Raw genomic sequence first — 19,502 nt, 5'->3', positions numbered from 1 at the left:
TTAAGCGGGCGAAAGAGTCTAGTTCCGGCATAAGGCAGACAGATGGCGTGAGGTGAGCGTCGCGGGGGTGGTGGCCACGCACGGGGCAGATGCTGACTTTCGAGTGAGAGCTCTACATAGGTCCGTGACGCTCGTGCCTGCCGGGATGTCGAACAAGGCACGCCGCGCCTCCCGCCGCTATGGCAGCCGGATCTCACCGTCGACCTCTGGCATGACCGGCGGTCCTGCATTTCCTGACAGAGGCGTAGGATCGTGCCGCCGATGCGCAAGCGCTCCGCCGCGCCGAGCGGGCCTGAGCGGTGCAGTGGGCTGCCCGTCTCCGGGCGGACCCGGACGCAATCGCGATCTTTCTCGGCCCCGAGTTCGAGTTGATCAAGGCCTACAGGGAGGATTATCAGACGCCATCGAGCGGCCGGCGACGTACCGCCCAAGGCCGGTAACATCGAAGGTTGCATTGTGACGTGCCCATGGAGCCGCGCTTTCAATGGCCCTCCCTGCGTCGGTAATTCGATTGAGATGTTAACCCAGACCGGAAGGCCATTCTCATGCCATTCATCGTCACCCTCTGGCGCGGCCCAATAGCTTGGCGCGGCCACAAGGCAGCAACGTCAACTTTTTGGTACTGAACTGAAGCAGACCGAAGGTCCGTCGAAGAAGGGAACACCGGGTTCCTTAAAGGCGCTTCTGCAAAATCGCGTGCACACTTTCCCGCCCGCGCGAGGCTCTACTCGATGACCTCGTCGGCGCGGACCAGGAGCGAGGGTGGGATCGTGAGGCCGAGCGCCTTTGCCGTAGTCAGGTTGATGATCAATTCGATCTTCGTCGGCTGCTCGAACGGCAGATCCCCTGGCTTGTCCCCGGCAGCAATTCTGTGGACGTAAAAAGCAAGGCGGCGATAAATCTCCCGAAAGTCCGGCCCATAGGATAGGAGCCCACCATTCGTGGTGAAGGCGCTGTGCTCATACATGGCCGGCAGCCGGTAGTCCGCCGCGGCCGCTATGAGCCGGTCCTTGTAGGTGTGGAACAAGGGCGAGGAGACCACGATCATTGCTTCCGCACCGTCGCGGCGAGCGGCCGCGAGCGCGGGTTCAATCCCGTCCGGCGCGTCGATCTGCACACGGATCAGCATCACATGGAGTTTGCCGGCAGTGGACCTGACGAGGTCAAACTGGATCTCGTTGCCCGGGGTGTTGTCGACCAGGACTGCCACCTTGCTGACGCTTGGCACGACCTCGTGCAAGATCTCGAGCCACTTGGGAGCGTAGTCGTTGTTCAGGATGCCGATTCCGGTCACGTTGCGGCCGGGCCGGGCGAAACTGTTCGCCAAGCCGGCGCGGACCGGGTCGGGAGACAACGTCACAATAGGGATTGAGTGCGTGATCTTCGATGCAGCCATCCCGGCCGCGAGACCGACCGCCACGATGATGTCGACTGCGCTCTCGACGAGCGCGGCCGCGGCTTTGGGCAAGAGATCGATCCGGCTGCTCGCGGTGCTCTCTTCAAGCACATAGTCGACACCCTCGATATGGCCGAGTTCGGCCATGCCACGGCGGAAGTGGATGATGAAGGGATTGGGGGCGACGACCAGGTATCCCACTCTGAGCTTCTGCACCCGCGTGTCGCCCTGCGCATGAGCTTTGACGGCCCACACTACCACACTGCTGAGAAGCCAGACGACCTCGCGCCGCCTCATGCGATCACCTTGGATCGGAGTGGCCCAAGACCGATTCTACTCCAATCCCAGTGGATTGATAGAGAGCGGTTCCACAAATGATGGAGTGGACGGCGCCTGCTCCCGGCAGCGCCCTATGAGATAGGGTGATTGCCTCAGCGCCAGACAGGGAGCCGCTCCAATGCAAGTCACGACAGTAGGTCTCGATCTCGCCAAGCACGTTTTCCAGGTCCACGGCATTGACCAGGATGGACAGGTTCTGATCCGCCGGCAGCTCCGCCGGGGTGAGCTCATCGGCTTCTTCCGGCGCTTGCCGCCCTGCCTGATTGGCATGGAGGCGTGTTCCACCGCCCACTTCTGGGCGCGAGAGCTGGCGGCTCTCGGGCACGAGGTTCGTCTCATGCCTGCGGCCTATGTGAAGCCCTATGTCAAACGCAGCAAAAGTGATGCCCTTGATGCTGAAGGCATCTGTGAAGCGGTGACCCGTCCGACCATGCGCTTTGTTCCCATCAAGAACCCTGAGCAGCAGGCCGCGCTCATGCTCCACCGCACCTGTGACCTGCTCGTGCGCCAGCGGACCATGCTGGTCAATGCTCTGCGCGGTCACCTAGCTGAGTACGGCATCATCGCTCCTCAGGGGCTTCCCAGCGTGCCCAAGCTTATGGAGTTAGCCGAGAAGGCGCGCGGCGCGGCCTTGCCGGAGCTGGCGTGGCGCTGCATCCGCTTGATCCTCGCTCAGATTGAGGACGTCCATGGCCGCATTGGCCAAGTCGAGCAGGAGATCCTGGCCTAGCATCGCACGAATGAGCTGAGCCAGCGCCTGGAGACGATTCCCGGCATCGGCCTGATCACCGCCAGCGCCTTGGCGGTCACCATCCCGGATCCGAGCTCCTTCCGCTCAGGCCGGCACTTGGCGGCTTGGATCGGACTTGTGCCACGTCAGAGTGGCACTGGTGGCAAGGTGCGGTTGGGGCACATCTCCAAGCAGGGCGACCGATACCTGCGACGGCTTCTGGTCTTGGGAGCCTCTACCCTGATGCGGCATGCGCGCGGCCGGACCTCGGTGACGGCAGGGTGGATCAACGCGCTTCTGGCTCGGCGTCCGGCCAGCGTGGTCAAAACCGCCATTGCCAACAAGCTGGCGCGGATCGCCTGGGCGGTCCTCCAGGACGAGCAAGGATATCGCGCTCCGGCTGCTGCGGCCGCATAGGTGGCCTCGGCAGCTGGACGAGACGTTTGCAGGATTGGTGAGGTGGTAATGGTGTGATGACGAACCGGTCGAGCCGAGGATCAGAGCAGCCCGAGAAGGCCGTTGCGCTCAGACGCAGCATAAACGATAGGGACCTGATCCGCGAACTTCATCAGGGCCAGCGGTCATGTGGCCGCATACCAAGGCCGAACACATGGCTGCACCCGACCAAAGCGTCAAAACACCAAGAGCCCTCTTGCCACGCAGGCGCCGTCCACACACGGCCTTCTCGGAAATTTGTGGTATTGGTTTTCGCGCAAGTACGAGGGCCTACTCGATCACCTCGTCGGCGCGCGCAAGAACGGCGGAAGGCATGCTGAGGCCAAGAGCCTTTGCGGTTTGCTGATTGATGGTCAGTTCGAACCGCACCGCCTGATCGACTGGCAAGTCAGCCGGATTAGAGCCCCTCAGAATGCGATCAACGTGGCTTGCAGACCGGCGCAGCGCGTCCCGCAGATCGGGACCGTAACTCATCAGCCCACCGCGCTCGGCGTTCTGCCGGAACGCAAAGATGGTCGGCAGCCTATGCTTCAGAGCTGCCCGAGCCAGCGGCTCTCCCTCCTTGACCGCGAGTGTTGAGGGAACAACCACCACCCCGTCGACCTGCGCGCTCGCCAACGAAGCAAAGGCAGGATCGTAGTCGCCCTCACCACGAGCCTCGGCCATGTGGAGTTCGACCGCAAAGGCCGGAGCAGCCTTGCTCAGGGCCTCAAGGGCGGCACGATGCGAGGGAAACGCCGGGTTCCAGAGAACCCCGATCCTCCTCGATCCTGGGAGCACCTCGCCCAGGAGTTCCAGCCCCTTGGTCACCATCTCGGTGATGAGCAGCGCCACGCCAGTCACATTGCCTCCAGGCTGGGCAAGGCTCGCAACGTGACCTGTTGCAAGTGGATCGGCATGTACGGCGAAGACGATCGGAATGGTGCGGGTAGCAGCCAGAGCTGCCTCGACCTGGGCGGAGTCCGGGGCATAGATCAGATCAACCCCCATCTGGACGAACTCAGCCGCATGTTGGCCATGGAGCTCCGGATTTCCCCCGGCCCAGCGCCACTCGATGATGATGGTCTGCCCCTCGATCCAGCCGAGATCGCGCAACCCATCGGGAAGGGCTTGGGTGGCTGCTGTCCGGGTTGTTCCCAGAACGCCGATCCGGGGTAGCCTGGCACTGGTTTGGGCTGCGACGCTGAGCGGTCTCAGCAGGGTGGAAGAGGCAGCCCACAGAGCGAATGCTCTTCGGTTGATCATCCCACCCTCCCATACGGTCCAGGCGGTACACGGGAGCTCCACCCCGATCACCTCGACAGATCGGAGCAGAACTTATGTTAATCCCATCTTGCTTCAGATGAAATGGGTCTGACCAACAAGGCGGCTCCGAAAAGGGGAGTTGCGAGCGGGGGCTGTACCGCACGCCGTCTGGGCTAATTGCTTCTTCCGCCAGAGTTTTGGGAGTAAAGTACTTGGGCCGGTCGCTCACGACAGGAGGGTAGCCATGAAACGGCTCTGCACTCTCGCGTCGGTTGCGTTCGCGTTCTCCAGTTCCGGCATCGCGGCTGAACTGACAGCCGAAATCCCCAAGGACGATGCCGCGTTCATCGCCAAGGCCATGACCGCCGCCCCCGCGGCCATCGGCCAGAAGGCCACTTTCGTCCGTATCAGCGATGGCTACACGCTGACCCCCATCCGGCAGGGAACCAACGGCTGGACCTGCACCGTCGACACCGATGGCTCGCCCTAGTGCGCCGATGCCAATGCGGTGGAATGGTTCGTCGCCATCTCCACCCAGAAGGAGCCGCCCGACAAGACCGGGTTCATCTACATGATGGCCGGAGATCTGGGCGTCAGCAACCATGATCCCTATGCCACGGACAAGTCGCACTGGGTCAAGACAGGCCCGCATGTCATGATCGTCGGCAAGGCGGCGCACGAGATCGCCGCCAACTACCCGAGGACTATGGATCCCGATCCGACGCATCCCTACGTCATGTTCCCAGGCACCAAGTACCAGCACCTGATGTTCCCGGCTGACATGAAGTCCGGCGCCACGAATTAAACGTTTCAGCCTCGCCGCGTTCGACCGACCGCGGCGAGCTTTCGAAACACAAACCAGCAAGCGTCGGATAACGGATCCGAGGAACTGGCATGTACCCGTTCCATAAGGCACTTCCGCAAATTACGGGAACTACCTCCCTACACGCGAGGAGAACTACTCGATTATCTCGTCGGCCCAGGCAAGCAGGCTTTGCGGCAGGTCGAGGTTGATCGCCCTTGCGGTTACTTGGTTGATGGCCAGTTCGAGTTTGGTCGGCTGCTCAACCGGCAGATCACTTGGCTTGGCTCCCTTGAGGATTCTGTCAACATAGTCGGCCGAGCGGCGGCCCATGGTGGCGAGGCTCGGGCCATAGGCCATCAAGCCGCCCTCGACGACGTACTCCCGCATCTCGTACATGGACGGCAGGCCGGTCCTGGCCGCGAAGTCGACCAGCGCCTTGCGCCGGCTGAGGGTGACCGGATCGCAAAGCTGGAACACCGTGTCGGGCGGCGTTGAGGCCTTGGCCACAGCTCGGATCGCCTCCTCCCAGTCGTCGGCCTTCCGCCGTGCGGATGATCGCCTGGTAGGGCGCGGCGTCTTCCATGTGAAGGGTTGTGGCATCGACACCAAGTTTGCGTGCGATCTCGGAGGCTTCCGCCAGGGTGCGCTCGGCGTGCTTCCGCATATGCTCCCTGAACGAGGCCGACGTTTCCCCGAGTTGATCAGCCTCAAGCGCAAAGACGTGGAACCGCTCAGCAACCGTGAGCAGCAGGACCGTCGCTCCCACAGCCTTTGCCAGGTTGGTTCCATGCTCGACGGCACGGGCCGACAAGGATGAGCCGTCAGTCGCAATCAGAATGTTCTTGTACATGCAGGCCTCCCTCGTTGAGGAGTGAAGCCCCCAAACACTGTGCCCTCTTTCGTTCAGTACGACAGGAACAGGGGCACCGGGCAGTTCTTGAGCAGTGATCGCGTCGTGCCGCCGAGCATCATCTGGCGCAAGCGCGAATGCACATAAGCTCCCATCACGATCATGTCGGCCCGGATCAGGTCAGCATGATGGCGCAAGGTCTCCGCGACGTCACCATCCTGGGCGGGCAGGGTCAGGTCGCCGACCTTGATGCCGTGGCGGGTGAGATGCGGGGCAAGGTCGGCACCGGAGACATCCGGCCCCAGATCCTTCTCTCCCGTGACGCTGACCAGTTCGACGTGAGAGGCCTCCTTCAGGAGAGACAGGGCATCATTGAGCGCCCGTGCCGCCTTGGCGCTGCCATCCCACGCCACGAGGATCCGTCCTCCTGCAAAGCTGTCCCGGCCTTCAGGCACCACGATGAGCGGGCGGCCGCTGTCGGTGAGCACCGCCTCGATCAGCCCGCGGTCGACGGCCAGGGCAATCGGCTCGGCGTCCAGAACCGTCAGGTCGTGGGCTCGTGCCAGGGCGGTGAAGCTCTTCACCAAGTCCGGATAGGCAAGCTGCGGTGCCTGAGTGGTGCAGGCGAGGCCTGAGGCCGCTGCGGCCTGCCGCGATGCATCCGCCGCGGCGTGAGCCAAGGCATCGAGCCGGCGGTTCTCGGCGGCCACAAGGTCTTCGGCGATGTTGCTGATGAAGGAATGCGTCAGGACAAGCTTCAACGAAGCGGCCTGAACCGCAACGTGGGCACCTGCCAATTTGGCCAGCGAGAGGCCATAGGGGAGGGCCGAGGATCGCTCCTCTGCATCCCCTTCTTCCGTCACCCCGATCAGGATGCTGTGGGAGTTCTGGAGCATCAGAGTTTTCCTTTGTCAGTTGAGACCAAGCTTACGCTTCCGAGTTCTCTCAAACCAGTGCTGCACCAGGGATCAGAACGGCGGCGCCTTGCAAACGTCCCAATCGAAGGCCTTCCAGAGCTGATTAGCAGCGGCATGTCGTGCAAATCGCCTGTCACCGGTACAGCCGGTGGCCAGCGATCGTCGCACAGGGTCTCATGAGGTATGGGATCTGTGAAACAAGGCTGCGGCGACGGCCAAGCCACACTGAAGAAGACCAGCGTCGTCCATGGCCAAAGTGCCCCGGTTTCCGGGGCACTCAATGATTTCTATCAGGCAGCATCTCAGGCTGCGATCTGAGCCGGTGTAGTCTCGAGAAGCTTGCCTGGACTCGTGATTGGGACCGTCCGAGGCTTCATAGCCTCTGGGATCTCCCGCACGAGCTCGACGTGGAGGAGCCCGTTGTCCAGGCTCGCGCCCTCGACCGTAGCATGGTCAGCGAGGTGGAAGCTACGCTCAAAGGCTCGTGCCGCGATGCCCAGATAGAGCATATCAGAGGTTTTCTCCTTCGGCTGCCTTGCGCCGCGGATCGTCAGCCTGTTCTCCTTTGCCTCAATCAAGAGATCGGCTTGAGAGAAGCCGGCCACTGCGACTGAGATGCGGCGTGCCAGGGCTAGGCGATAGTCGTCATTCGTAGGGATCATCAGCACAGCCACCCTTTGAGCTTTGGGCAGAAGCTCCCGCAGGATCTCGAACTGCTTTGCGAGAAATGTGCCGGGTGTGATGGCAGCCACCCCGGTGACATTGTGCCCAGGCCGAGCAAGGCTTTGTACCAGACCGATCTCGACAGGATGGGCGACGAAGGAGAAGGCAATGGGGATCTCCGACGTAGCCTCCTTGAGGGCGCGGGCAATCGGCGCGCTTGGTCCGACGATCAGGTCAGGTCTTGACCGAACGATCTCGGCAGCAAGCTCGGACACACGCTCATAGCGGCCCTCGAGGGCTTTCCGCTCTATGGTGAGATTGCTGCCCTCGATCCAGCCGAGCTTGCGCAGTTCGTCGTCAAAGGCGGTGTAGCCAGGCCCAGCGCACCGAACGGGACACAGCATCCCGATCCGGGCGGTCTTGGTCGGCGTCTGGGCCGCAGCGGCACAGGTAAGCAGGAGGCAAACAGCCGTAGGGATAGCGGGGAAGCGGCTCATGGGAAGCCTCCTCTGAAGAGCCAATCTTATCCCTGCATTGCCGGGGTGACGAGGCCGGCTCCGTAAATGCGCTTCCGCGAAAATGGATGGGGCCTTTTTGCCCGAGTGCTGTTCCTCGCGTTCGCTGCCAGCTGGTGTATGCTTGGCACCTAGCCTGGATACTCGCACGCGAGGTGATCCCATGAGGCGGCGGACTTTCCTCACTGGTCTTGGTGGCGCAATTGCTGCATGGCCGCTTGCCGCAGGAGCACAGCCCGGCAAAGCTCGCACCATCCTGTGGGTGTCCACCGAAGCCCAACCTGACCCTTTCATCGAAGGCTTCCGAGACGGCATGCGGGAGCACGGCTACAGCGAGGGCCAGAACCTTGCTTTTTCGCTCCGCTATGCCCCCGGCGATCCGGGTGGGCTTCGAGCGATGCTTCCGGAACTTCTCGCCCTTCCGGCTGACCTGATTGTATCGAGTGGGCCCGCCATTGTGGCAACACGAGCCGTGACGGCAAAGCCCGTCCTGTTCGCGATCAGCAGCGATCCGGTCGCGCTCGGCATCGCCGAGAGCCTCGCGCGCCCCGGGCGCAACTTCACCGGCATCACCTTCATGTCGCTCGATGTGGCGCAGAAGCGTGTCGAGATCCTCAAGGAGCTGATGCCCCATCTGCGAACCCTCGCCGTCCTGTCCAACAGCACCCATCCGGGCGAACAACTTGAGTATGAGGCCACCAAGAGGGCGGCGGAGGCTCTCTCCTTGCGTCTCGCCTATGCTCCCTTCACGTCAGGCGCGGATATCGATGCTGCCCTGGAGCAGGTGCGGGGCTCAAGAGCGGATGCGATGCTCGCCTTCCCGGGCGGAGCCACGAGGGTGCACAAGGTGAGGATTGCTGAGTTTGCGCGGGCGCACGGCTTGCCGTCCATGTTCGGCTCGCGTGAGCACTGCGAGGTGGGGGGCCTTGCCAGCTACGGGGCGAACCAGCGGGCCACCTATGTCCGGCTGGCAGCCTATGCGGATCGGATGCTGAGGGGCGAGAAGTCCGGCGCCCTTCCCATCGAGCAGCCGACGACATTCGAGCTTGTTCTCAACGGAAAAACCGCGCGGGCGCTCGGGTTCGAGATCCCGCCAGACTTTCTCGCCCGTGCCGATGAGGTGATCGAATGATCCGTCTCACCATCGCTTGCCTTGCCATCGTGCTGACTATCGGCGGTGCGCAGAGCCAGGTGTCAGGCCGGGTCTATCGTCTGGGGGTGCTCGCACTCAACCCACAATCAGTGGAGCGCGTCCAGGCCCTGACGGTTCCCGAGCTTGCAAAGCGCGGCTTCGTCGAAGGGCAAAACCTGGTTGTCGAGTCTCGCGTCGGGGATGTGGGACAGCTTCCAAGCCTGGTTCAGGACCTGTTGGCTCTGCATCCGGACGCGATCCTCGCCATCAACAGCACCGCCGTTGCCGCGGTCCAAGCACGAACACGCAGGCTCCCGATCATCATGTTCGGGGGTGACCCGGTGGCCCAAGGCTTCGCTGCCAGTCTTGCCCGTCCCGAGGGCAACATCACCGGGATCACGATCGCCTCAAGGGAGCTGGACATCAAACGCCTGGACCTCCTCCACGAGACAGTGCCGGAAGTCCGGCGCATTGCGGTTCTCGTTCACCCGACAAGCCCCGCATTGGAGGCCCGCAAACAGGAAATGCAGGCGGCTGCGGCGAGTGTCGGGGTCGAGTTGTCGTTCGTGGAAGGACCCGAGCCACAGAGCTATGGGTCGGTGGTGGCGGCCGCCCGCGCGAACGGCGCACAGGCCCTCGCGATCAATGCGGATTCTCGCTTCAATCGCGACGCCGCATTGCTCACGCGGATCGCCCTTGAGAATGGACTGCCGACGGTGTGCGAATGGGGTGAGATGGCCAACGAGGGCTGCCTGATCGGGTATGGTCCCATCCTCGCGGACCTGTACCGCCGCACGGCCTACTACGTTGAACGCATCTTTCAGGGTGCCGCGCCCGGTCAGACGCCGATCGAGGGGCCGTCCCATCTGCGGCTCGTTGTGAACGCCAGGACGGCGCGTGCGCTGGGCATCAAAGTCCCCGAGCTGCTGCTTCTCCAGGCCGATGAGGTCATCGAATAGGACCAGCTACTTGGTGAGCACGGAATCTAGACGGCATGAGGCCGCTCGTCGAAGGAGATACCGAACACGGGCAGTTCCTCGTTGTAGCCTTTGAGCGGACGCATTCCCAGCCGGATAAGGGCACGCTTGCCGATCACGGCTTCAGCGACTTTCGTATCCGCCAGGATCTCCCGATCCGCTGCCGAGGCGCACAGCCGGGCGGCAAGGTTTACGACGCTGCCGATGGCCGTGTAGTCGAACCGGGTCTCGTACCCGATCCGCCCGACCGTGGCAGGCCCCATGGCAAGCCCCACCCCGAACCCGATCCGGTGGCCGCGCGCCCGCCAGCCGACGATCAGCTCCTGCACGCTTCGCTGCATCTCCACTGCCATGTCAGCCGCCCGCAGTGCCGGCTCATCAACAGGAACAGGCGCGTTGATGAGCACCATCAGACCGTCACCTGAGAAGCTCGTGAGCGTTGCGGCATAACTGGTGATGATCGCTCCGAGCGCCTCGTAGTATTCCGACAGCACGCTCATCACCTCCTCGGGTGCGGCTCTAGCCGAGAAGGCAGTGAAGCCGCGCAGGTCGCAGAACACCGCCACCACCTCGGCACGATGGCCCTCAAGCACGCCGTCGTCACCCTTGCGGTCGACGAGTTCGGCCACCTGCGGCGCCAGGAACCGCTTGAGCTTGGCGATGCGCTCTTGGCGCTCCTGCGAGACGGCGAGTTCCGCCGCCATGACGTTGAAGCTGTCGCCCAGCCGCTGAAGCTCGTCGCCTGTCCTGATGTTGATGCGGTGGTCGAACTCTCCAGCACCGATGCGCTCGGTACCCTCCTCAAGCAGTCGGATCGGTTCGGTCATCCTGCGGGCGAGAGCATAGGCAAGCAGGCCGGCAAAGAGGGCACCGGCGAGAAGAAGGGTCCCGGTCCGCCACAGGGCGGCATAGATCGGCCCGAACGCCTCGGTGAGCGGCTGCTCGACCACAATCGTCCAATCAGGACCAGGGATTGGCGCGGCAGCTGCAGCAATGCGGTCACCTCCGGCGTCGCGGCTCGTCACAAAGCCCGCACCTGCGGGTCCGACGGCCTTCCGGATGGCCTGGAAAGGTGCCAGGGTAGCCTCATCCGCTCCGCGAAGAACAAGGCTGATGTCGGGATGGGCGACAAGCCGGCCTGGGCCGTCCAGCACGAAGACGGAGCCTGTCTGCCCGACCTTGATGGAGGAGATCACGTCCCAGATCAGCTTCAGGTTGACCTCGGCGACAACGATACCGACTGAGGGCCGGTTGCCGGAGATGGCAACTGTCATGTAGGGCTCTGATCCTCGGTAATGGCTGACCTCTCCGTACCAGATCCGCGCCGATCGGGCTCCGATGATGGCAGGCTCGCCGGAAAGGTCCGTGTGGCTCTCGGTTCGGTTGAGTCCAATCCGCGAGACGTACAGCCGTTCCCGTCCAGAACCATCGACAAGGGTCAGGCTGACGATGGCAGGCACCTGCCGAAGGAGGCGTAGCGCATCGATGCGCCGCCGCTCGTCCGGCTCCTCGGTCCAGGGGAGTTGCACCAGCCAGCCGAGCTGACCGGTGATGCTGTCAAGGAAGCCCTGGATCCTCGATGCCGCGGATCTGGCTTCGACACCGAGCAGTTGGTCGAGTCTTGCCCGCTGGTCGCGGTAGCCGAGCCAGGCCTCGCTGACGCCGTTGGCGGCGAGCGGAATGACGACCGCCAGGAACAGCACGAGAAAGTACTTGCGGAAAAGGCCACGAAACCGGAGATGCCGACTGCTCATGGCTCAGGCATCCCACTCAAGATGTCGGCGGTTGGGTGGAATAAAACAGGCGGAGGCCGGGCGGTCCGTACTATCGTCATTCAATCACCTCGTCGGCTTGTGACAGGAGCGATGGCGGAACAGTCAGCCCAAGTGCCTTCGCCGTCTTGAGGTTGATGATGAGATCGTACTTGGTCGGTTGCTCAACGGGCAGGTTCGATGGGGAAGCACCCCGCAGGATACGGTCCACATAGTGCGCATGGCGGCGGGCCACCCCGAGAAAGTCCGGACTGTAGGAAATCAGCCCCCCGGCCTGCACAATCTTACGAGTCTGATAGATCGCCGGAAGTGCCGCCTGAGTGGCGAGATCAGGGATGCGGTTCGGTGGGGTGCTCAGTACCGGGTCACCCACGCTCAGCAAAGCATCCGCTCCGAGCGCCTTCGCCTTGGCGATGGCGCCAGGGAGCTCCTCCTGTGTACGGGCCTCGATCACATCGGCCTGAAAACCGTATTGGATCGCCGTTGGAAGCTCGAGCGGCAATCTCAGGCTGGATACGGAATTGGTGGGGTTCATGAGCACGGCCACGCGCTTTGCCGTCGGCAGAAGCTCCCTGAGGACCTCGAAGTTCTTCCCCAGGTACGAACCAGGGACGAGGCTGGTTACCCCAGTGACATTGCCACCAGGGTGAGCAAGGCTCTGCACCAGACCCACACCGACCGGATCGGCGACAAAGGAGAAGACGACTGGGATCTTCGTCGTGGCGTCCTTGGCCGCTCGGGCTGGCTCGGGACTTGCGGCGATGATCAGATCCGGCTGCGACCGGACGAGTTCGGCCGCGAGTTCGGGCAGACGCTCGTAGCGCCCTTCTACGCCTTTGCGCTCGACGGCGAGATTGCGGCCCTCAATCCAGCCGAGTTTGCGCAGCTCGTCATCGAAGGCGGTGTAGCCAATCCCGGCGCAACGGGTGGGACAGAGCATTCCGACCCGAGCAGTAGTGGTGGGCTGCTGGGCCGCAGCGGCACTGGTGAGCAGTGTTAAGACAAGGGCCGGAGCCGTGCGCGTTCCCATTGCGTCACCTCATAGCCCAAGCAAGAGGCTGCGAGAGGTATTAGTCGGGTCAACATTTAGGATGCGCCTATTCCGTTGATCTTACAATGTTACGATTCTATCAACGGGCTTCCGCGAATTACGCCGCACTCACATAGTCACAATCAATCGATCATCTCATCGACGAGTGAGAAGAGGGAGGGTGGGATCGTGAGACCAAGCGCCTGGGCAGTTCGCATATTGACGACGAGTTCAAATGCGGTCGGCTGCTCGATCGGCAGGTCTCCAGGGCTCTCTCCTCGCAAGAGGCGATCAGCGTAAGTGGCCAGCCGGACGTACGTCGCCCGCTGGTTTGCGCCATAGCTCATAAGCCCTCCCGCCTCGCAGTACTCACGCCAGCCGAACATCGACGGCAGACGCTGCGTCCGCGCGAACTCGGCAATCTTTGCTCGATGCACCATGGTGACTCCCTCTGGGAAGACGAGCATGGCACCCGCGCCTGATGACTGCACGCGCTCAAGTGCGCGGTCGAGTTCACGACCTGACGCGAACGGCACGTAGGCGAGGCCTATGGAAAGGGTGCCGGCGGCCGCTTTGGTAGCCCCATACTCGGCCTGCTCTCCGGGGTGGTTCGTATTGGATAACACTGCCAGCGTCTGCAGGTCCGGTACCAGCTCCCGCAACAGTTCAACCCGCTTTTGCGCCACATCGAGCGACAGGAATGTGCTTCCGGTGAAGTTCCGTCCAGGACGAGACAGGCTCTGAGCGATACCAAGCGCGACCGGATCGCCGCTGATGGCGAATAGGACGGACTTCCCCGTTGCTGCCTTCATAGCCTGGATAGCAGGGCCACTTGAGACGATCAGATCGGCCGGAGTTGAGAGAAGTTCAGGGAGCATTGCCTGTACCGCCGCTGGATCCCCTGGGGCGTAGCGTAGGACAAAGGAGAGGTTTTTCCCTTCGACGTAGCCGAGTTCGCGCATTCCCTCACGAAATCCAGCAATGAACGGGTCAGGCCGCGCTTCTGTCGATACCCACAAGATGAGGTGGACTTTGCTTGTCTGCGCGCGGCCGGCGAACGGCCATATCGCCATGCCGCCAAGAACAGTGAGGAACTCGCGACGCCTCATTCAGCCACCTTGTCAGCAAGAGCCTAGAAGCTGTCCATGCCCATAGCGCTCGCCTGGACCGCCTATCTTACGCGCTTTTCCCTGCATTCGCTAATGGGATCACGTCCCACGAGGTTAATCAGCTTTCTGGCTCATGATGGCTGGGAGTGCACTCCTCGCTCCATAAAAGGCATTACGCGCAATTCGCGGACAATCTTCTCACGCGCGCACGTGCCTGATAGGGTGCCTTGCTTCTTGGAGGGCGCCGTGCGGCAGATAGGGCGAAAGGTGCTTATCGGTCTCGGCGCCGCCGCCGCTTTGGCAGGTCTCGGCCTCTGGCTGAGTTCAGACCATATCACAGCAGAAGATAAGGCCCTGGTCGGCAGCATCCTTGAGACTCAGGGAGCGGTCGTGCCCTTCAGCCAGATCTACCCAGAGAAATGGGATCACGTCTGCTGGCTCAGCGACTATTCTAAGCCTTCGTTTTGGATACCCCGGCTCCTGCCTCAGTCTCCTCCTCGGCTAAAGTTTGTGCCCCATGATCGATGGGTGGATGAGGGGCAGCGTGCGCTTGTGTTCGTCGATAGCGCAGCGGCTAAAGCGAGGGTTTTCCTCTTCGACTATCGCGACATCGACCCGCCCTCAGAGCCTGAATGTGTTGCGCGTGACCGCGCGACATTCCGAGTTGAGACCGTAAAAGCCCCTAATCTGACCTACACAAAGCTCGTGATCTCGAGCGACTAAATTTCATAAATGATGAGGTGGACGGCGCCTGCTCCCGGCAGCGCCCTATGAGATAGGGTGATTGCCTCAGCGCCAGACAGGGAGCCGCTCCAATGCATGTCACGACAGTAGGTCTCGATCTCGCCAAGCACGTCTTCCAGGTCCACGGCATTGACCAGGATGGACAGGTTCTGATCCGCGAACTTCATCAAGGCCCGCGGTCATGAGGCCGCGTCACAAGGCCGGACACATGGCTGCCCACGACCAGATCGTCACAACGCCACAAACCCCTGGCCACACAGGCGCCGTCCACACATGGCTATCGGAATTATGGCGTCCCCTCAGCGGACGCAGACTGGGGTGGCAAGACCGCGCATTTCGTCATGTACAGGACACCGAGGTTGCTGAAGTCCGGTTCATAGGCTGAACCGCACCAATGTCCCCCGCCTGTTTCGCCGCGATCCCCCGGCAAGGCGCGGTATTGGATCCGTTCGTTCGGTACGTTGATCCATCGCTGATCCACGTACATCTGCACACCGCTTGCGGTCAAGCGATACACCGCAGGGCGGCAATCCTGGTTATCGCCGCAGCTCCCGCCTCCCTCGTCTCTGAGATGCGAGTAGATGTCATGGGCCTGGATCGGCAGCGGCAGGTTGGTGACGAGAATGGCGACCACAAAAGCAGTTCTCGAAGACATACGCCCCTCCCTTACGGATGGGCCTGGTCCCTCAGGGGTGGCTCGGGGCGCTGTGTCGGAGCCTCGAGGGGCTGCGAGAGAGGCGAGGTCAACTACAGGCTTGAGAATACGCCTATTCCGACATGGTTACAATAGAACCGTGTTCGGTGCCGGTTTTCAGTTCCATACAGCGTCTTATCGGAAATTCGCTTGTCTTCCTTGGCTACGCGACAAGGGCCTCACTCGGGAGTAGAATAGCTGGAGTAGCGTTTCCCGACGCTCTGATGAGCGCCGCCAGCCCGTCATGAGGGGAGCGGCTATGTCTTTCAAGGTTGGTCTTGTTGCGGCTGTCTTCCTGATCTGTTTCGAGCCGCCCGCCCAAGCCCATGACATCTACTCGCATCTGAAGGACAGGCTGGGAAACAGTTGCTGCAACGAGCAGGATTGTCGCCCCGCACCCTACCGGGTGACGCCAGCCGGGGTGCTCATGCTCGTCAACGGAACCTGGATCGCCGTGCCGGACTACAGGATCCAGTATCGCGCTCTGCCCGGGGACACGGGTGAAACAGGCGGGGGACATTGGTGCGGGGACACCCGCCACATGGTCGGCTACGGGATGGACTACTCAACCTATTGCGCGATCCTACCGCCTAATGCTGCGGCAGTCGCCAAGCCTCCCGTTACTCACCATGAAGGTGGCATCTAGTCTGTGCCATAAAGGGGCTCTCGCGAAATGTTTCGGCCACTCGTGCTGCTGGCGTCTGCTTGACGTTAGCAGTAACATGGGAACCAGGCACGTTATCGAATGACGCGCGACGACGCCATCACGAGGTGATCGGATGAGGCGGCGCGATCTCATGGTCGGCGGATTGCTCGCCACGAGCTTCTCAACGCGGATCTTGGCGCAGCCGAAGGGTCGCGTTCGGCAGCTCTTGCTGATTGGGCACGCTTGGTCTGATCGAGTGACCGCCGACCCGGCCTCACCGCCCTGGCCTGTTTTCCTGAATGAACTTCGACATCACGGCTACGCGGCCGGAGGCAATCTGGCCGTGAGTTGGCGTGAAGGTGTGGAGGACTGGGGGCCACCGCGGGATGAGTGGGCACAAGTGATGGACGACATTCGCCGGCTTTCGCCGGATGTCATCGTGACAACCTCGCATGGCTGGGCGCGTGCGTTGAGCGCCGTGGTCAGAACGATCCCGATTGTTGTCTCAGCTCTCAGTCCGGTGGAGCAGGAGGTTATACCGAACCTTGCGCGAGCAGCTGGCAACATCACGGGGATTGCGATCGACTTTGGCCCAGACTTCTACAGTAAACAGCTTGATCTCCTCTTGGAGGCAGCGCCAAAGTTATCCTATGTTGCATTTCTCGGCGCAGAACGAGCATATTTCGGTATGCGACAGCTTTGGCGTGAAGCAAATCAGCGTGGCGTTAGCATCCAGGAGTTCCTGTACTCCGACAGCTACGATGCTCTCTTCAGTACCATGGTCCGAGAAGGCGCAACGGCAGTTCTCATTTTGGCGGATGCCAAGCAAGTCGGCCACATCGATCGCATTGCACTACTGGCAAGACAGTATCGGCTGCCCTCATGAGTCCATTTCGTCGTCTGACCGAGGCGGGAGGCCTAATGTCCTATGGCATTGACTGGAGCGGGGTCGATCGAGGTCTTGCCATCTATACGGCGCGCGTGCTTGGCGGGACCAAGCCGAGCGAACTGCGCTTCGAACAGCCAAGACGTTACGAGCTTGTGCTTAATCTCCAAACGGCCGATGACCTTGGCCTGACGTTCCCGAGCTCGCTTATGGCTTTCGCCGACGACATGCTCGAACGAGACCGCCCCCTTGATATGGGTTCAATCTGATCGGACCCGTTGAGCGTCAAGAAACTGTCCGGCCCTCGGCTGTGACGACGGATTGTAGCGGGGTCTCGGAACGGATCGAGAGGCAATGTAGCCTAACAGCAGCCGCGTTCCATAAATGCCACTTGCGAATTACGCTGGCTGATTTCGCGTGCGCGAGGGTCTACTCGATGACCTCATCGGCTTGGGCCAGCAAGGACGCGGTATTGCGAGACCAAGCGCCTTCGCGGTCTTGAGGTTGATGACGAGGTCGTACTTGGTCGGTTCCTCCACGGGCACATCAGCAGGAGGCGTCCCACGGAGGACGCTGTTCACCAGTTGCGCATGGCGGCGAGCAATCCACGTGAAGTCGGGACTGTAGGCAATCAGCCCACCGGCCTGCACCGACTGGCGGAACGTATAGACGGCCGGAAGTCTGGCCTGTGCCATCAGCTCTGGCACACGGTTCGGGGGCGTCGTGAGGTTCGGATCACTTGAGACGAAAACCACGTCCGCTCCGAGTGCCTTTGCCTTCTCGATGGCACCTGGAACGGATCCGTCGCAAACTTTTTGTTTCAGAGTTTCAGTTACTGAGATCGGTGTCACAGTAGTGGAGGACGCGGTGTTCAAGGGCAGGCATTTTGATCAGTCCGTTATCCTGCTCTGCATTCGGTGGTATTTGGCCTACAATCTGAGCCTGCGGAACTTGGAGGAGATGATGGCCGAGCGCGGTATCTCGGTCGATCATGCTACCGTTCACAGGTGGGTTATCCGCTACTCGCCTATGCTGCTCGAGCGCTTCAATCATCGCAAACGAAGCGTCAGCCGGAAATGGCACCTGGACGAGACTTTGTATTTGATAGGTGTTGCGGGTCATTCCCACAGCATGAGGCCGGGATAGCTCGAACGAGACGTAAGACGGAAGTCTGCGATGTAGATAGTGCACCCGGCCTCACCACGCGCCCCAGCTGAGATCGGACGGTATCAAAGGTCATCCCGAGACGGGTGAACCTGCATTCACAAGGTTGATCAGCGCAGGGGGCATTCTCAACAAGAGGAAGCTCTATGACAGTGTTCTTCGGCATTGACGTCGCAAAGGAGAGACTGGATTGCGCAGCTATCATTCATGATCGGCAACGCCCCATCGGGCAGAAGTCGTTTCCCAATACCCCAGACGGTATCGAGAGAGCCGCCGCCTGGGTGACGAGGATTGCCAAGACTGAGCTCCTGGGGGGCCACGCAGTTCTCGAGCCGACAGCGGCCTATCACGAACTGGCTGCCCGGCTGTTTGCGGCCAAAGGCATGACGGTCTCTCTCGTCAACCCTGCCCAAATCCGCAGTTTCGCCAAGGGCATGGCTGTCCTGAGTAAGACCGACCACATCGATGCGGTACTCCTGGCGCGCTACGGCTGCCTGGCTCAGCCGAAAGCGTGGATCCCTCCCGCCGAGCCCCTGGTTGAACTGCAAGCTCTGCTCGCACGGCTGGATGATCTCGAGGGCGACCTGCGCCGGGAGCAAAACCGATATGAGCAGGCGTGTGTTCGTGGCTGCTCCGGCACCATCAAGCGTTCCTTTGTCACGAACATCAGGGCGCTGAAAGCTCAGTGTAAACTTCTGCAGGCGGCGATCGCCGAGCACTTTGCCGCTCACGCGGATTTGCAGGCAGATCTGGAGAGACTGCGCACGATTCCAGCGGTGGGTCCTAAGACAGCGATGCGAATGCTTGCTCTGCTGCGTAGCCACCCATTTGAGACTGCTCGTCAAGCCGCAGCCTTCCTGGGGCTGGTGCCAATTGAGCGACAGTCGGGGCGGAGCGTTCGAGGGAGGCCGCGGCTCTCGAAAGCCGGCAACTCTCGGCTGCGCGCCGCGCTTTACATGGCAGCTGTCGTTGCCACAAAGCTGAACCCGGACATCAAAGCCCAACAGCAGCGGCTGCTTGAGCGAGGCAAGGCCAAGATGTCGACCTTAGGGGCCGCCATGCGCAAACTGGTTCATATTTGCTTTGGCGTGCTTAGGAGCAGGAACGTTTACCAGTTTTCGATGGCCCATCGGGCTCGACTTCTCAGACGGTATCTACATCAAAGTGCGAGGCCAATGGAAATATCTCTATCGTGCCATCGACAGTAATGGTGACACGGTCGAATTCTGGTTCAGTGAGCGGCGCAATCTGGCTGCCGCGAAGCGGTTCCTGCGCAAGGCACTTAAGCGCCACGGCCGGCCTGAGCGGGTTGTGATCGACGGCAGCCAGACCAATCGAGAAGCGATCCTATCGTGTGACGCGACGAACCAACTGGAGGACCGATCAGGGCGGAAGCTGAAGCCGATCCGCATACGGCAAAGTGCCTACCTCA

General features: G+C 61.6%; 20 protein-coding genes and 4 pseudogenes. 12 read left to right on the top strand and 12 right to left on the bottom strand.

Annotated elements, in window-relative coordinates; translation table 11 throughout:
* Positions 1-724: 724 nt before the first annotated feature.
* Positions 725-1,693 (bottom strand): ABC transporter substrate-binding protein, encoded by a 969-nt coding sequence (locus AC0QTX_RS25530; RefSeq protein WP_474606609.1) that lies wholly within the window; start codon positions 1,691-1,693, stop codon positions 725-727.
* A 160-nt stretch (positions 1,694-1,853) separates the two neighbouring features.
* Here AC0QTX_RS25530 and AC0QTX_RS25525 point away from each other — a divergent pair.
* Positions 1,854-2,882, top strand: a pseudogene (locus AC0QTX_RS25525) (IS110 family RNA-guided transposase).
* Positions 2,883-3,191: 309 nt separating this feature from the next.
* Here AC0QTX_RS25525 and AC0QTX_RS25520 read toward each other — a convergent pair.
* Positions 3,192-4,166, bottom strand: a complete 975-nt coding sequence (locus AC0QTX_RS25520) for an ABC transporter substrate-binding protein (protein ID WP_474606608.1) — start codon at positions 4,164-4,166, stop codon at positions 3,192-3,194.
* A 244-nt stretch (positions 4,167-4,410) separates the two neighbouring features.
* Here AC0QTX_RS25520 and AC0QTX_RS25515 point away from each other — a divergent pair, with 244 nt between their 5' ends.
* Together AC0QTX_RS25515 and AC0QTX_RS25510 are read left to right on the top strand one after the other, a co-directional pair.
* Entirely contained in the window at positions 4,411-4,656 is a 246-nt protein-coding gene (locus AC0QTX_RS25515; RefSeq protein WP_474606607.1) for a hypothetical protein, read from the top strand.
* 18 nt (positions 4,657-4,674) lie between these two features.
* A complete protein-coding gene (locus AC0QTX_RS25510) occupies positions 4,675-4,971 on the top strand; it encodes a hypothetical protein (protein WP_474606606.1) in 297 nt (98 codons plus the stop codon).
* 153 nt (positions 4,972-5,124) lie between these two features.
* Here the strand turns inward: AC0QTX_RS25510 and AC0QTX_RS25505 are convergent, their stop codons facing one another.
* The 4 genes and pseudogenes from AC0QTX_RS25505 to AC0QTX_RS25490 all read right to left on the bottom strand — a co-directional run bounded on the left by AC0QTX_RS25505 (position 5,125) and on the right by AC0QTX_RS25490 (position 7,805).
* Positions 5,125-5,478, bottom strand: a complete 354-nt coding sequence (locus AC0QTX_RS25505; RefSeq protein ID WP_474606605.1) for an ABC transporter substrate binding protein — start codon at positions 5,476-5,478, stop codon at positions 5,125-5,127.
* 91 nt (positions 5,479-5,569) lie between these two features.
* Positions 5,570-5,821: pseudogene (locus tag AC0QTX_RS25500) on the bottom strand (universal stress protein); the annotation flags it as partial.
* A gap of 53 nt (positions 5,822-5,874) precedes the next feature.
* On the bottom strand, positions 5,875-6,717 hold the full coding sequence (locus AC0QTX_RS25495) for a universal stress protein (RefSeq protein ID WP_474606604.1): 843 nt from the start codon (positions 6,715-6,717) through the stop codon (positions 5,875-5,877).
* 323 nt (positions 6,718-7,040) lie between these two features.
* Positions 7,041-7,805, bottom strand: a complete 765-nt coding sequence (locus tag AC0QTX_RS25490; protein WP_474606610.1) for an ABC transporter substrate binding protein — start codon at positions 7,803-7,805, stop codon at positions 7,041-7,043.
* A 274-nt stretch (positions 7,806-8,079) separates the two neighbouring features.
* Here AC0QTX_RS25490 and AC0QTX_RS25485 point away from each other — a divergent pair, with 274 nt between their 5' ends.
* Together AC0QTX_RS25485 and AC0QTX_RS25480 are read left to right on the top strand one after the other, a co-directional pair.
* A complete protein-coding gene (locus tag AC0QTX_RS25485; RefSeq protein ID WP_474606603.1) occupies positions 8,080-9,048 on the top strand; it encodes an ABC transporter substrate-binding protein in 969 nt (322 codons plus the stop codon).
* On the top strand, positions 9,045-10,007 hold the full coding sequence (locus AC0QTX_RS25480) for an ABC transporter substrate-binding protein (RefSeq protein ID WP_474606602.1): 963 nt from the start codon (positions 9,045-9,047) through the stop codon (positions 10,005-10,007). Before AC0QTX_RS25485 ends, AC0QTX_RS25480 begins: the two co-directional genes overlap by 4 nt.
* A 26-nt stretch (positions 10,008-10,033) precedes the next feature.
* Here AC0QTX_RS25480 and AC0QTX_RS25475 read toward each other — a convergent pair whose 3' ends face one another.
* The 3 genes from AC0QTX_RS25475 to AC0QTX_RS25465 form a co-directional block, all read right to left on the bottom strand.
* A complete protein-coding gene (locus AC0QTX_RS25475; protein WP_474606601.1) occupies positions 10,034-11,779 on the bottom strand; it encodes a cache domain-containing protein in 1,746 nt (581 codons plus the stop codon).
* A gap of 76 nt (positions 11,780-11,855) precedes the next feature.
* Complete coding sequence (locus tag AC0QTX_RS25470; protein WP_474606600.1) at positions 11,856-12,827, bottom strand: ABC transporter substrate-binding protein; 972 nt, start codon at positions 12,825-12,827, stop codon at positions 11,856-11,858.
* Positions 12,828-12,970: 143 nt separating this feature from the next.
* Positions 12,971-13,936, bottom strand: coding sequence for an ABC transporter substrate-binding protein (locus tag AC0QTX_RS25465; RefSeq protein ID WP_474606599.1), 966 nt, complete (start codon positions 13,934-13,936; stop codon positions 12,971-12,973).
* Between the two features lie 246 nt (positions 13,937-14,182).
* Here AC0QTX_RS25465 and AC0QTX_RS25460 point away from each other — a divergent pair, with 246 nt between their 5' ends.
* Positions 14,183-14,659: a hypothetical protein gene (locus AC0QTX_RS25460; RefSeq protein WP_474606598.1), complete on the top strand. Its 477-nt coding sequence runs from the start codon at positions 14,183-14,185 to the stop codon at positions 14,657-14,659.
* Here AC0QTX_RS25460 and AC0QTX_RS25455 read toward each other — a convergent pair.
* A complete protein-coding gene (locus tag AC0QTX_RS25455) occupies positions 14,656-14,847 on the bottom strand; it encodes a hypothetical protein (protein WP_474606611.1) in 192 nt (63 codons plus the stop codon). The two genes, AC0QTX_RS25460 and AC0QTX_RS25455, sit on opposite strands and share 4 nt — an antisense overlap.
* A gap of 119 nt (positions 14,848-14,966) precedes the next feature.
* Positions 14,967-15,335 (bottom strand): hypothetical protein, encoded by a 369-nt coding sequence (locus AC0QTX_RS25450; RefSeq protein ID WP_474606597.1) that lies wholly within the window; start codon positions 15,333-15,335, stop codon positions 14,967-14,969.
* A 298-nt stretch (positions 15,336-15,633) separates the two neighbouring features.
* Between AC0QTX_RS25450 and AC0QTX_RS25445 the strand changes: the two genes are divergently transcribed.
* The 3 genes from AC0QTX_RS25445 to AC0QTX_RS25435 all read left to right on the top strand — a co-directional run bounded on the left by AC0QTX_RS25445 (position 15,634) and on the right by AC0QTX_RS25435 (position 17,175).
* Positions 15,634-16,020 carry a hypothetical protein gene (locus tag AC0QTX_RS25445; RefSeq protein ID WP_474606596.1) on the top strand — a complete coding sequence of 129 codons (387 nt, stop codon included), beginning with the start codon at positions 15,634-15,636 and terminating at the stop codon, positions 16,018-16,020.
* Between the two features lie 133 nt (positions 16,021-16,153).
* Positions 16,154-16,906, top strand: a complete 753-nt coding sequence (locus tag AC0QTX_RS25440) for an ABC transporter substrate binding protein (protein WP_474606595.1) — start codon at positions 16,154-16,156, stop codon at positions 16,904-16,906.
* A complete protein-coding gene (locus AC0QTX_RS25435) occupies positions 16,903-17,175 on the top strand; it encodes an ABC transporter substrate binding protein (RefSeq protein WP_474606594.1) in 273 nt (90 codons plus the stop codon). Before AC0QTX_RS25440 ends, AC0QTX_RS25435 begins: the two co-directional genes overlap by 4 nt.
* 129 nt (positions 17,176-17,304) lie before the next feature.
* On the opposite strand, the gene AC0QTX_RS25430 is transcribed toward AC0QTX_RS25435, so the two are convergent.
* Positions 17,305-17,661, bottom strand: coding sequence for an ABC transporter substrate binding protein (locus tag AC0QTX_RS25430; protein WP_474606593.1), 357 nt, complete (start codon positions 17,659-17,661; stop codon positions 17,305-17,307).
* A 112-nt stretch (positions 17,662-17,773) separates the two neighbouring features.
* Between AC0QTX_RS25430 and AC0QTX_RS25425 the strand changes: the two are divergent.
* The 3 genes and pseudogenes from AC0QTX_RS25425 to AC0QTX_RS25415 form a co-directional block, all read left to right on the top strand.
* A pseudogene (locus AC0QTX_RS25425) lies at positions 17,774-18,001 on the top strand (IS6 family transposase); the annotation flags it as partial.
* 215 nt (positions 18,002-18,216) lie between these two features.
* Complete coding sequence (locus tag AC0QTX_RS25420; RefSeq protein WP_474606592.1) at positions 18,217-19,278, top strand: IS110 family RNA-guided transposase; 1,062 nt, start codon at positions 18,217-18,219, stop codon at positions 19,276-19,278.
* A pseudogene (locus tag AC0QTX_RS25415) lies at positions 19,217-19,502 on the top strand (DDE-type integrase/transposase/recombinase); the annotation flags it as partial. The gene AC0QTX_RS25420 and the pseudogene AC0QTX_RS25415, both read left to right, overlap by 62 nt.

It is taken from the genome of Microvirga sp. jy35 (genome assembly GCF_056148915.1).
The sequence above is the reverse complement of the archived record's forward strand: the minus strand, read 5'-3'. Positions and strand labels throughout refer to the sequence as shown.